The organism is Dyadobacter sp. HNCC25DJ187 (assembly GCF_056895255.1).
Window position 1 is genome coordinate 234,458 of the sequence record NZ_JBXHAT010000001.1, and the last position, 13,481, is coordinate 247,938.

Consider the following 13,481-nt stretch of genomic DNA (forward strand, 5'->3'; position numbering starts at 1 on the left):
AATTACAATGAAGAAAATATTTAAACCACTTGTTGTCGTAGCGCTTTTGCTAACAGGGTGCAGCGACTTTTTAGAGGAAGATAACAAAGGAGGTATCTCTAACGAAGACTTCTATAAAACGGAAACGGGTTATCAGACACTGGTAACAGCATCCTATAATACACTTCGGACTTCGTATCGGAATACACCTTGGTTACAACTTGCCGGTACGGACATATATAATCTATCCCGCGGATTCGCTGAAAGAGGGATCATGGAATATGAGCAGTTGTATCCGGAGAATGGCCCGGTAAAAACATTTTACCAAAATAGCTATAATGCTATTCAGGTAATAAACATGGCGCTGTACTATAGCGATATAGCAGAACTTAGTGATGCAAACCGCAAGCTTCTAAAGGCAGAACTTGTGTTCCTGCGGGCTTATTATCATTTTATCCTTGTGGAGCAATTTGGTGGTATTGTGATTAACAATGAGGCCACTTTTGCTCCAAGAATGAATCTGCCGCGTGCCTCATTAGCAGATTCTTATCAGTTTATTATTTCTGAAATGGAAGCAGCACTTCCTGATCTGGGAACTGCCAAAGCGAAAGTAAACAAAAGAACAGCGAATCATTATCTTGCGAAGGTGTATCTCACACGTGGCTGGGATTTGGGAAGTAACGCTGATTTTGAAAGGGCAAAAACGTATGCAACTGCTGCAATAGCTGGTCAGGGCATCACCATTCCATTTGAACAACTCTGGTCTCCTACAAACCAGAATAATGAGGAAGTTATTTTTGCAGTTCAATATGATGCAAAATCAATTGCTTCGGAGTCGGATGGTAATAACCAGCAAGGCATTTTTGGTCCGTATCTGGGAGGGTCAGAATTGAATCATAAGTATATGAACGGAAATATCTTTCCATCATGGAACCTGCACAATTTCTTCGGTGAGAATGATGCACGTTATGAAGCTACCTTCATGCTGACCATTTATGATCAGTACTTCGATTACTACGATGCATCAAAAAATAAGAATACCATTCCTATTCGTGCGCATTATCCGCGTGTGTGGGGTAGGGAATATACCAGCGCTGATTCACTTGCTTACCGTACAGCACATGCAGGGCAGATCGCAAGCAACTTCCGGTTTTACCCTTTCCGCTCTGACGAAAACCGTTACCGTGCTTCTTTCGAAAGTGATATGTTTATGCCGGTGGTGAAGAAATTTGATAGTCCTTCCACACGTGCCATCTTCAACACGCATGCAAGTGTAAAAGATATTGTTCTGGCACGTGTTGCTGAAACCTATTTTATTTATGCCGAAGCTTGTATCGGTTTGAATGATCTGCCAACTGCTGCTCAGTATGTTCAAAGGGTATTGGATCGTCCGGGTAATGCAAAAAATGGAGGTAAATTGTTACCTAATGTGGACATCGCCACTGCCGGAAGTCAGGTTGCTGCACTGGACGCTTACCATATCGAAACTGCAAAGGAATTTGTAGGTGAGTACAACCGCTGGCCGGAGCTGCGTCGTACAAAGAGATTGAAAGCGCTGACAGGACGCTACAATTTTGATATTAAAAGAATTGGAGTTGATGCGGCGTTCCGTGGTTTGGGTGGGGCAGACAAAATCTACCGTCCGATTCCACAGGATGCAATTAACCTGAACGACGCAGAAATTGTACAGAATCCCGGCTATTAATCATAGTCAGATAGCGCTTCCCTTGAAAACGTTATCTAAGAGTTTACTTTAAGGGGAACTAAAAAAGAAGGGTGATGCCATTCAGAAGCATCACCCATTCTTTTTATTGCTACACTACATGTGCAGGATTAATTCCAGCCTCCTCCCAGCGCACGGTAGACATTCACCATCGCATTCATTTGCTGCATTCTGGTTTCTACCAATTCGAATTTGGTTTCCAGTGCCTCGCGTTGGGTCAGTAATACCTCCATGTAATCCGCACGCGCCGACATAAACAACCTGTTTGAAATGGCAGTAGATTGATTAAGAGTCTCTACTTCTCTCTTTTTGAGATCATAACTTTTTTCCAGATTATCAATGTTGGAAAGCTGATTACTCACTTCAATATAGCCGTTCAGGATAGTACGTTCATAGTTGTAAACCGCCTGAATCTGTTTAGCGTTAGCATTGAAGTAAGTGGCTCTGATCGCATTTTTGTTGATCAAAGGGCCCACCATATCACCAATCAGAGAACCCATTAAAGATTCAGGAAGTTTTACCAGATACGCCGGATTAAAAGCACGCAAGCCAATACTTGCAGATATACCCAGAGAAGGGTAGAAGGCGGCGCGAGCTACGGCTATATCCAGTTTGGCGGCGGAAAGATCCAGTTCTGCCTGTTTGATATCCGGACGGTTTGCTAGCAACTGTGCCGGTAAACCTGCCTTCATTACATCAGGTATGAGCGTTTCATAGCTTTGCGTGCTTCGGACAACCCTTTGTGGAAACCTTCCCACAAGAAAATTGATGCGGTTTTCGGCCTCTACGATTTTTTGCTGAATACCAAACTGCATATTCTGTGTCTTGAGTACCTGCGCTTCGAATCGTTTGACAGCAAGTTCTGTTACGCGGGTTGCTTCTTTCTCAAGCCTCACGATACGTAATGCGTTGCTTTGAATTTCGATATTTTGCTGTACGATACTAAGCTGATTATCCAGAGCGAGCAACTCATAATACGATGTCGCAATTTCCGCCGCCAAGTTGGTCATCATAAAGTTTTTACCCTCGACCGATGACAGATAGCGCTGTACTGCCGACTTCCTGGCGTTGCGCAACTTATGCCAGATGTCGACTTCCCAGCGTGCGTAAGCACCTATTTGTGCATCCGGAAGCGGCTCGGGTGTTTCTCTTCCCGGCTTGATGTCCGTCGTTGCTTCACTCGCGCCGATGTTGGTATACCTTGCCGCTTTCTCTACACCTAATCCGCCTTTCAGTCCTACGAATGGCAGGTATTCACCTTTGCGTGCGCTGATCTCGTTTCTGGAAATTTCAATTTCCTGCAAAGTAATATTCAGCTCCTGGTTATTGCTGAATGCTGAATCAATCAAAGCATTCAGGTTCGGATCCGAGAAAAATGTCTTCCAGCTTACTTTGCCAGAGTTGGTCGAATCGAGGGAATTGCTGAATTGCGCCGGAACGCTATTGTTCTCACTTTTCTGGGTCGCTGGCGGAACGTGGCAGGCGGTATACGCAAGGGCCATGCATAAGAGTCCAACCCAATTTACTATTTTCTTAATTTTCATGATCCTGGTTTTGGTCAGTTTGAGGGAATGTATCAATAGCATGTACGAGCTCTTCTGTCAGTGAGCCGTCCTCCTCATCTTTTATCAATTGGCGGCCGTCGGCCATCTTGGCAAAAATGTAATACAAGCCGGGAATGATTATTACACCGAAAATAGTCCCGAAGAGCATACCGCCGAGCGCCGATGCACCAATGGTCCGGTTTCCTATCGCACCTGCACCAGTCGCGATAATCAGTGGAATAAGACCTGCAACAAAGGCGAAAGAGGTCATTAAGATCGGGCGGAAACGTACCTTCGCACCTTCTATTGCAGCATCCAGAATGGTCATACCCTCGTGCCGCTTCTGGACGGCAAACTCCACGATCAGTACTGCATTTTTACCTAACAGCCCTATCAGCATGATCAGTCCGATCTGTGCGTAAATGTTGTTCTCGAGGCCCATGATCTTCAGCATAAAGAAAGATCCGAATACACCCACAGGCAAGGAAAGGACTACTGCAAGAGGAATGATGAAACTTTCGTATTGCGCAGCAAGCACAAAGTATACGAATGCCAGTACGATCATGAAGACGACCAGTGCTTCGTTTCCCCGACTCGCTTCATCGTAGGAAAGACCTTCAAAAGCTATATCATAACCTTTCGGTAAAGTCTTAGCGGAAACCTCCCGAATCGCCTGAATCGCATCGGCAGTAGTATATCCTTTGGCAGGCAGACCCTGGATCGCTGCAGAATTATAAAGGTTAAAACGCGTGATCTCATTCGGTCCCTGGCCTTTTTTCAGTTTCATGAAGGCTGAATAAGGTACCATTTCACCTGCTTCATTTTTTACAAATAGATTGAGCAGATCAGATGGCAACCTTCTAAATTTCGGATCTGATTGTACATAAACTTTGAAGAACTGGTTAAACTTGATAAAACCCTGCTCGTAAGTACTACCGATCATGATGTTGAGGTTATCCATCGCTTTCCCGATAGACACACCTTTTTGCATAGCCAGCTTATTGTCGATCTCCAGTTCGTACTGAGGGTAATTGGCTGCAAAGAATGTGAACAGGCCGGTCAGTTCCTTACGTTTACCCAGATTTGCGAGGAATTCCTTGTTCACTTTATCAAACTCGGCGTAATCGGTATTCGTGTTTTTATCAAGGAGACGCATAGAAAAACCACCGGAAGTACCAAATCCGGGAATAGCCGGCGGTTCGAAGAATTCGACAATCGCGCCCAATCCTCTTGATTTCTCTTCCAGTTCTTCCATGATCTCTTTTACATTGTGCTCCCGCTCGGACCATGGTTTCAGGTTGATAAGACAAGTACCTGCATTAGAGCCACGGCCTTCTGTCATGATTTCATAACCTGCGAGCGAAGAAACGGACTCTATCCCTGGTACCTCTTCACAAATTTTCTGAAGACGTTGTGATACCTCGTTGGTTTTTTCAAGTGTAGATCCGGGAGGTGTCTGAACAATAGCATAAATGGTACTCTGATCTTCATTGGGAATAAATCCCGACGGGAGTATCTGATTTTCGTAAGCGATACCCAGGCAAAAAACACCCAGAATAATGAACGTAAGAACGCGACGGCTTACAATTTTCTTCAATAGATTTACATATCTCCCGGTCAGGTTATCAAAACCACGGTTGAAGCTGTCCAGTGCTTTGGTCAGCAGGTTTTTCTTCTTTTCATGACCATGATGGTTTTTCAGTAACATGGCACACAACACGGGTGTCAGCGTAAGCGCAATCAGTGCAGAAATGACGATAGAGCTTGCCATGGTGATTGAAAACTGGCGATAGAATGTTCCGACAGGCCCTGACATAAATGATATAGGCAAGAAAACCGATACCATTACCATGGTGATTGCAATAATAGCTCCGCTGATTTCTCCAAGTACTTTTTTAACCGCGCTGAAAGGAGTGAGGTGAGGCTCTTCTTCCATCTTGGCATGAACGGCCTCGACGACGACAATCGCATCATCAACTACAATACCAATAGCCAATACAAGCGCGAATAATGTAATCAGGTTAATAGATAGTCCAAAAGCCTGAATCACAAAAAAGGCCCCGATCAAAGAAACCGGCACGGCCAGAATCGGAATCAAAGTAGAACGCCAGTCGCCAAGGAAGATAAATACAACAATAGCAACCAGAATGAAAGCATCCCGGAGTGTGTGAATCACCTGTTCAATCGATGCATCCAGGAATTGAGATACGTCATAACTGATTTTGTAGTCCATGCCTTGAGGGAATGAGCCTTTCATGACCTCCAGCTTTGCTTTTACTTCTTCGATTACGTCGCTGGCATTACTACCAAAGTTCTGGCGAAGTACAATAGCAGCCGAAGGGTGACCATCCAGATTAGAGTATATGTCAAAAAACTCACTACCCAGTTCGACGGTTGCAATATCTTTCAGATGAATACTTTCACCTTCTGCATTGGCACGAATAATAATGTCTTCGTATTCCTTTGGCTCGCTGTATCTACCCTTATACGTAAGTACATATTCCAAAGATTGAGCAGCAATACCTGAGCTCTGTCCAAGTCGTCCGGGACGGCCTATGATACTCTGTTCACCAAGCGCCTTCATGACTTCCTCAGTAGAAATACTGTAAGCTCGCATACGGTCAGGATTGAGCCAAACACGCATGGCATAACGACGGCTACCCAGAATCTGAGCTCTTGCAACCCCTTTGGTCCGTTGGATCTCCGGGATCATGTTGACGGTGGCATAGTTAAAAAGAAACTTCTCGTCGATGCTTTTATCTTTTGCATACAGGTTCACGTACATCAGCATACTAGGCTGAATAGGCGTAATCACCACCCCTTCCCGCTGTACCAGTTCAGGCAGCAAAGGCATTACCTGATCGACCCTTGTTTTCACACGAATTACCGCGTCATTAGGATCTGTGCCGGGTTCAAAAATAATCCTGAGCGTTGCTTCACCGGCACTGGTTGCATCTGTGGCGATGTATCGCATGTCCTGCACCCCGTTAATGGCCTGTTCAAGTGTGATAAGTGTCGATTTTACCAGTACATCGGCACTTGCTCCGGGATAGGCAATAAAGATATTGACTGTGGTAGGAGCGATGTCAGGAAACTGTGAAATGGGTAGTTTCTTGATGGCTAATACTCCTACAAAGACTATCATAATGGATATTACGATAGCGAAAACAGGTCGTTTTATGAATTGATTAAACATGTCTGTTTGTTTGAAATGCCGCTTATTCAGCGTACAGATTTAAATGAGATATCACCGAGTCAGGCTGCATAAACTTGTATTGAATCTTATCGTTTTCGTGTACCTGGCGAAGACCTTCGAGCAGTATCTTGTCATCTTTTTTCAATCCGCCTGATACTACAAAAACGTGTGGGAGCTCTGAAGAAATGGTAATTTCTCTGGAACGGATTACGTTGTCCTTGTCTACGATGTATACATACTTTTTATCAAGAACTTCGAACGTCGCCTTCTGTGGAATCATCAGCGCATTTTTCAGCTCTTCTTTGATCTGGACATTTCCTGTCTCCCCATGTCTTAATAATCTTTTGGGATTTGGGAATGTCGCCCTGAATGCGATGTTACCTGTTTCATTATTGAAGTCGGCTTCGATGGTCTTTACCACACCCGGATGATCGAAAAGTTTCTGATTAGCCATTTCCAATTCAACTTTCAGGGGATCCTTGCCGGTTTCGTTGGTTTTATAATTAAGATATTCTGCTTCCGGTACGTTGAAATAAACCCACATCTGGCTGTTATCAGAAAGTGTCGTCAGCAAATCTCCTTCATCTACAAGGCTACCCAAACGGACTTGGAAATGATCCATAATTCCGTCAAATGGCGCACGGATTTCGGTAAAACCCAGATGCGTCTGAGCAAGTCTCAACTCAGCTTTCGCCTTATCAAATTTGGCACGTGCCAGGGCGAGCTCATTTTTAGATACAACATTACTGTCAGCCAACGATTTTGTATTTTTAAATTCAATCTCAGCGAAGTTAGCTTCTGCCTGCGCTTTCTGGGTTTCAGCCTGATAAATCAAAGGCATAATCTGAAACATGAGTTGTCCTTTTCTAACAGCTTGTCCTTCATCGACATATATCTTCTGGAGATAACCTCTTTCCAGCGCGCGCAACTCAATATGGTTGATGGATTTGATCTGGCTCACATATTCTTTAATTACCAGCGTGTCTCTTTCCAGCGGACTTGTCACAAGGTATTGAATGTGTTCTTCTTCTTTTTCTTCTTTTTTTGAGTCGCAGCTTGTCTGGAAAAACAAGGCGCACAGACTCAGACACATGATAAGCTTATTCATGATGATGGTGTTATATGAAATAGTGAAATTCGAAGTGTAACTACACGAAGGATCAGTTTATAGCTAAGTAAGAACTATGGAAATCAGTGTAGTAAGATTATAATATGCCTCCAGTTATCAAATTCTCAGGACACGGAGCAGAATGTAAAGGGAAGATTTTACAGGTACCGGATGGTGCCCGGTTAAGGTAATCACATGCAGGCGGAGCAGGTAATGAGGCAGACTCACCAACGCTGACATAAAGTAGTTGGTGACAGCTTGCACCTGTTTTTGATCTGACGACCTAAAAACAGCTCTGAAGTTTTCTTCAGTAATATATTTAACGCGATCCCTGAATACCTTTTTGGAATGACCGTGGCCAATTGTCAGATCATTGCATTCCAGACTGGGACCTGTACAGATGTTGGCTACATGTAGCTCGCCAATTCCTGCAGTTTGTTCCTGCGCATGGGCGTGGTGATAGCCCCATGCAGTTAGCAGGAGTATAACAACGTAGTGGAAATATTTTTTAAATGCTCTGGACATTAAACTGAACTTGTTGGAGGAGTGAATTCCGGTACAAAAACAGTCATTTACCGTTAATACAGCGTTAAAACCGTGTTAAAAGGACATTAAAATACGAGGTGTACGTTATGGCGTAATAAATGAGTTTAAATTAATATTGTAATGTTTATAGAATGGATATGATTAGGAAGCATGGACTCCACATGAACATGGTTCATGTGGAACCGAGCCACTTGCACAGGCCGAGCTGTATGTTTTTTATTGACTGATTTTGGTCAAATTACAGGATTCGTGAAGAAAAAGAGGTATGTATCTTTGTTGTTCATTATTTACTGCAAAATGACAAAGTCTATTCAATACTTTCTGGTACTGTTATCTGTTGTAACAGTTTCAAAAATTTACGGCCAGTCACTGCCGGCTGCTCAACAAGTATTAACCACGATTCAAAAGGCAAATGATTATTGGCAGAAAAATCATCCTGCACAGAAACGTGCGTTCTGGGATCATGCTGCATATCATACGGGGAACATGGAGCTTTATAAGTTGACAAAAAATGAAGCCTACCGTAAATATTCTGAAGACTGGGCTATCCATAATGAATGGAAAGGTGCGAAGTCTGACGACAAATCAACCTGGAAATACAGCTATGGAGAAAAGGATGATTATGTTCTTTTCGGCGACTGGCAAATTTGTTTCCAGACGTACATTGATTTGTATAATATTGACAACGAGCCGCATAAAATTGCGAGGGCCATTGAGGTGATGGAATACCAGATGAGCACCACGGCAGACGACTATTGGTGGTGGGCAGATGGCCTCTATATGGTGATGCCGGTCATGACGAAGCTGTACAAAGTTACCGGAAAGCAGATATACCTTGACAAACTTTATGGGTATTTTACCTATGCGAACAGTATCATGTACGACAGCGAAACAAAGCTGTATTACCGGGATGCCAAATACGTTTACCCGAAACACAAGAGTGCGAATGGGAAAAAGGATTTTTGGGCGCGCGGAGATGGCTGGGTGATTGCAGGACTGGCAAAGGTGTTACAAGACTTACCTAAAAATGATCAGCATCGCGCAGAATATTTGGCTAAATACAAAGGTATGGCAGAAGCGATTCTGAAATCTCAACAGCCTGAAGGATATTGGACAAGATCTATACTGGATCCGCAACACGCTCCAGGACCGGAAACCAGCGGCACGGCCTTCTTCACCTATGGACTGATGTGGGGAATTAATAATGGTATATTAAACAAGAAAGCATATTTGCCGGCAGTGAAGAAAGGCTGGAATTATCTTTCTACAGTGGCTTTACAGCCTGACGGAAAACTTGGTTATGTGCAGCCAATAGGAGAGAAGGCCATTCCCGGGCAGGTGGTGAATGCCGAATCTGCGGCTGATTTTGGTGTGGGTGCATTCCTGCTTGCAGGTAGTGAGGTATATAAGTATCTGAAGAAGTAAACATGCGGCCCGGGCCGGAGCACTATCATTTCCAGCCAAAGCCCGCTGAGAATCCGGCTCTCATTGGCGTGTAACGAGACTGAGCATCAGATGTCAGGCGTGTTACAATGATCGTGAAAAGACAAAGCATTATTTTTCGATGGCGGGTCATGAGCGCAGTTACAGGTCTCTACCTACTTATATCGAAACAACCATAGCTATTATTGCCATGTTTACGCAAATCATCTGAAACTGAAATAAGACAATCGTAGCGAGTAATCCAGTTTAGTAATATTCTTGATTGCGACTCCTGATATAAAGAATTGGGCTGAGTTGTTTACAGAAACAACCCAGCCCAATTTATCGCAAATAGTGTAAGCTTTAAGCATAACACAATTAATCGCCCTGATTTTCCTCCTGACGTTCGTGGTTGTCGCCGCCGAGACTGTAATAGTTGTTTTCTTCGTCTTCACGACCAATTTTTTCATCTTCATCATCGTATTCTGAACCTGGTACATCCAAGTCGTCACCAATAAGATCATTGGCAAATGATTTTTCATTCCATTCTTCGGCATCTACATCCAACGGATCTTTGGTCCGGGATACATCTTCCGGATCAATTTCGGATTCAATTAATCCCTGGCGAAATATATCTTCACTGGGTGGATAATTTCCAGGTAGTTCTTCGTCGAATTGCTCCTCGTCTCTTTGATTGTTATCTGGCATGGTTTCTGGTGTTTAGTGATTTTGGTTTCCTTTGATATAAAGGTTGTGCCGGACGCAACAAAAAGTATTCCAATGTTTAACATACCCTATAATTACGATCTGTATCAGGAGTAAAATTTCAGCCATAAGTGCTTACTATTAAATAACCTTTTGGTTACAAATTTATAATTAAACTACATGTGAATATGAAGAAATGGTATTCAGAATTATTAAGTCTTTCGCTATTAGGCACGTGTGCAATTAGCCTGATGTTCTGTTCAAAACCTTCAAAAAACGAACCTGAAATTGTGCCACAGGCTGAGTATCAGCTCCGCGATATGCAGTATATGATGACTGAAGCCGATCATATAGATACGCTGAACGTTGATATGGGTGACACCACCATTTACAATTACAGCAACGTAAAAGTGCTAAGCAGGTTTGCGGATAACTATTCGGAGCTGATGAAAACCTCCTATTTCGAGGTAGCAAATTCGGAGCTTCTTCCCACTGATCTTCAGCTTCAGGAATTTATGGTACATGTGCCCTCCCAATGGAATGGGAATGGTTCCTTCACTTATTTTGCGACTAAGGTGCCAATCAGCCAGGACTCGTTACATGTGCCTTACGGAAAATTTTGGTCCGACTCGGTGAGCGTAAATATTCCGGCGCGTTCAAAAATTGTGATGGATCGCAGTGTTCAGGCCCAATGGATGAGCTGCTCATTCAAAGCCGTAGTCGAGAACAAAGCTACCGGACAGACTTATGACCTGAGCGGAACATGGAAAGGAATTCTCAGATATGATAACCTGACAACCAGATTGACCGAACATCCATTGGAAGAACAGTAAGATTTATTGACCACCATATGTTAGTTGACCCGGATTTGAAATCTCGAATCCGGGTTACTTGTTTTCAGGCTAATCACTTGTTTGACCCCAGCAGAGGTACGATTGCAGGAAATATGTCGTAATATAATCATGTGTAAATAGGTGCATACTACTTTTTCGGCCGATCTCATGTTCGATAATGCGACAAAAGCCCATCAAAGATGTGTATTGGTAGGGATGAATTCTGACAAAAAATATGAAGCTTTTTTCAGAGGAAAAAAAATCGCGTTTTCTACATTAAATGAAGGTTTGCTCCAAATCATACTTCCTGAGACAAATACGCCAGGTAAGCTGGAGGTGAAATCTATCAAGTAGGCTTAGCGTATCTACAAATCATTCTTCAGTTTGTATACATAAGGAGCTTTATGAGCAGCACCGGTGAATTTTTTATCGAGTCGATCCAACACATCCATGTCCAATATTTTCTTTTGAAAATTATTCATCGGAAATGATCGATCAAAAATTGACTCATACATACGCTGTAGTTCTTTCATTGTAAAGGTCTCGGGCAACAAACTGAAGGCACTTAATCTGGTGTCAAACGAAAGCTTTAAACTATTCACTGCCTGTTCCACAATCTGATTGTGATCCATGATCATCGCTGGCAAGTCAGTCAATGGATGCCAGGCCACAGAGTCATCCAGACTACTTTTATGAATCACAACTTTCTGAATATCAACTAATGCATAGTATCCTACCGAAATAAAGCGGCGAGTGAACCAATCGTATTCTCTGCGGCTCTGTTCCTGAAGCGGATTCAGGCCTGGATTCATTTTAAGTAGTTGATCCAAAAAAACACGGCTATTGCGATCCGCATCTCCAAAACAATAAAATTGATGGAGAGTTACTTCCGCGATTTGTGTTCGTGCCTGTAAAATGCGGTTGGCAGCCATATTCAGATCTTCGTTTTGATACACAAAGCCACTGGGTAAAGCGAAAAAATCTCCTTCAAAAATAAGTTTTGGGATCAGCACGTGTAGTTGTTCGTTCTGATAACCAAATATCACACAGTCTATTGAAATCTGTTGTACGTAATCTTGTTCGCTGGGTGATTGCATTTATGTCTACATTAATTTTTCTGAGGAAGTAAAACTACAATTTCCCAGTTTACTGCAAACAACCGGACTTACTCCTTTCAACTAGTTTTCTCTGTTTTTCTTATTCCTATCTACAAATATAACAGCGTATAATTATTATCTAAAAATTAGATAATAATATAAATTATATTTTACCTTTGTTTAATCACTTTAACATAAGTTATTATGAAAAAAATAAATTACTTCTTATTGATTTTTGCGACGTTGGTAGCTACGTTGAGTAACGCACAAAATGCGCCGGACTTTTTTGCTGGGAAATGGGAAATTGCTGTCAAAGATACGCCCATGGGTGATATGAAATTCTTAACAGATCTGGTGCGACGAGATGGTAAACTGACTGGAGAGTTATCCGTTCCTGCTGATGCAACCGCTCAAAAAAGGCCTATTACCCGGGTGGAGGAAACGGATGACAAAATTATCTTGTATTTTGATTCTGAACAAGTTGGTGAGATCGCGATTGATCTGATCAAGGTCGATCAGGACAATTTGAAAGGCACGCTATATACATTTGAGGCTAATGCCAAGCGTATCCAGTAGCCATCAGGTCATTCTGGCCAATTTGAAGAACAAAAAGTAAATGCATGTAAGCGTTACTTCACAGCCCGGGATCATTATTCCGGGCTGTGAAGTTTTACGGTCAAACTAAATTCAAAGTATTGCTGGCACATGTTTTTATCACTTGCCGACAAATGCTTGTCCGATGAAAATGATAAGCATAAATTCGAAAAAAGGATCATGAGTATTTATTTTCCTAAGTAATATTTTCAGCAAGCTAAATAAAGGATACTATGAAAAAGTCAACAATAATTTCGCTTTCATTCATGTTATTTGCAGGTACAGTGAGCTATTCACAGACTACCACAAATTCGGCTGAAACGGGCAAACAAAATACAGAAAGTAAGGAGTCAGTATCAGCAGCAGGTAGTGCTTCAGACACAACTTCTGCAAATGGAGCTGTAGGAGGTGGTAATGCAGAGTCTTCACCTGTAGCACCGACACCATCAGGCAAGGCAACCAAACGCAGTAGGCAATCCAAAATGGATGACCCCAAGTCTATCTTGACAACAAAAGAAGCCTTGGAAACACGCAAAAAAAACCTTTCCGAGCCAGATACTACGATGAAGAAAGGAAGTGGATCTGCTCCAAAGAATACGAAAAATCATACGGGCAAAACCAGCAATTACGGAAATCAGGAATCAAAAAGGAACGATGGAGGCAGATAGTAACTTGGTCGTTCATTCTATGAAAATAACTATTTCCGAGATCTCGTGAAATTACAATGCCTGTCT

At 42.7% G+C, this 13,481-nt stretch carries 11 protein-coding genes; 5 read left to right on the forward strand and 6 right to left on the reverse strand.

Translation table 11 applies throughout. The features are described from left to right. The first annotated feature begins 7 nt into the window (after nucleotides 1-7). Nucleotides 8-1,684, forward strand: coding sequence for a RagB/SusD family nutrient uptake outer membrane protein (locus AC1XUE_RS00905; RefSeq protein ID WP_483354042.1), 1,677 nt, complete (start codon nucleotides 8-10; stop codon nucleotides 1,682-1,684). 128 nt (nucleotides 1,685-1,812) lie between these two features. Here AC1XUE_RS00905 and AC1XUE_RS00910 read toward each other — a convergent pair whose 3' ends face one another. The 4 genes from AC1XUE_RS00910 to AC1XUE_RS00925 form a co-directional block, all read right to left on the reverse strand. Beyond that, nucleotides 1,813-3,246 (reverse strand): TolC family protein, encoded by a 1,434-nt coding sequence (locus tag AC1XUE_RS00910; RefSeq protein ID WP_483354043.1) that lies wholly within the window; start codon nucleotides 3,244-3,246, stop codon nucleotides 1,813-1,815. Beyond that, complete coding sequence (locus AC1XUE_RS00915; RefSeq protein ID WP_483354044.1) at nucleotides 3,236-6,442, reverse strand: efflux RND transporter permease subunit; 3,207 nt, start codon at nucleotides 6,440-6,442, stop codon at nucleotides 3,236-3,238. The genes AC1XUE_RS00910 and AC1XUE_RS00915 overlap by 11 nt, the downstream gene beginning before the upstream one ends. Before the next feature lie 22 nt (nucleotides 6,443-6,464). Continuing rightward, nucleotides 6,465-7,550 carry an efflux RND transporter periplasmic adaptor subunit gene (locus AC1XUE_RS00920; protein ID WP_483354045.1) on the reverse strand — a complete coding sequence of 362 codons (1,086 nt, stop codon included), beginning with the start codon at nucleotides 7,548-7,550 and terminating at the stop codon, nucleotides 6,465-6,467. A 117-nt stretch (nucleotides 7,551-7,667) separates the two neighbouring features. After that, nucleotides 7,668-8,075, reverse strand: a complete 408-nt coding sequence (locus tag AC1XUE_RS00925; RefSeq protein ID WP_483354046.1) for a hypothetical protein — start codon at nucleotides 8,073-8,075, stop codon at nucleotides 7,668-7,670. A 318-nt stretch (nucleotides 8,076-8,393) separates the two neighbouring features. Here AC1XUE_RS00925 and AC1XUE_RS00930 point away from each other — a divergent pair, with 318 nt between their 5' ends. Then, nucleotides 8,394-9,521, forward strand: a complete 1,128-nt coding sequence (locus AC1XUE_RS00930; RefSeq protein WP_483354047.1) for a glycoside hydrolase family 88/105 protein — start codon at nucleotides 8,394-8,396, stop codon at nucleotides 9,519-9,521. Nucleotides 9,522-9,896: 375 nt separating this feature from the next. Here AC1XUE_RS00930 and AC1XUE_RS00935 read toward each other — a convergent pair whose 3' ends face one another. Beyond that, on the reverse strand, nucleotides 9,897-10,226 hold the full coding sequence (locus tag AC1XUE_RS00935) for a hypothetical protein (RefSeq protein ID WP_483354048.1): 330 nt from the start codon (nucleotides 10,224-10,226) through the stop codon (nucleotides 9,897-9,899). Nucleotides 10,227-10,411: 185 nt separating this feature from the next. Between AC1XUE_RS00935 and AC1XUE_RS00940 the strand changes: the two genes are divergently transcribed. After that, on the forward strand, nucleotides 10,412-11,056 hold the full coding sequence (locus AC1XUE_RS00940) for a hypothetical protein (RefSeq protein WP_483354049.1): 645 nt from the start codon (nucleotides 10,412-10,414) through the stop codon (nucleotides 11,054-11,056). A gap of 365 nt (nucleotides 11,057-11,421) precedes the next feature. Here AC1XUE_RS00940 and AC1XUE_RS00945 read toward each other — a convergent pair whose 3' ends face one another. Next, nucleotides 11,422-12,153 carry an NUDIX hydrolase gene (locus tag AC1XUE_RS00945; protein ID WP_483354050.1) on the reverse strand — a complete coding sequence of 244 codons (732 nt, stop codon included), beginning with the start codon at nucleotides 12,151-12,153 and terminating at the stop codon, nucleotides 11,422-11,424. Between the two features lie 204 nt (nucleotides 12,154-12,357). Between AC1XUE_RS00945 and AC1XUE_RS00950 the strand changes: the two genes are divergently transcribed. Then, the gene (locus AC1XUE_RS00950; RefSeq protein WP_483354051.1) at nucleotides 12,358-12,729 is read left to right on the forward strand and encodes a hypothetical protein; all 372 of its coding nucleotides are present in this window, start codon (nucleotides 12,358-12,360) and stop codon (nucleotides 12,727-12,729) included. 251 nt (nucleotides 12,730-12,980) lie between these two features. Then, nucleotides 12,981-13,415 (forward strand): hypothetical protein, encoded by a 435-nt coding sequence (locus AC1XUE_RS00955; RefSeq protein ID WP_483354052.1) that lies wholly within the window; start codon nucleotides 12,981-12,983, stop codon nucleotides 13,413-13,415. Nucleotides 13,416-13,481: the final 66 nt, after the last annotated feature.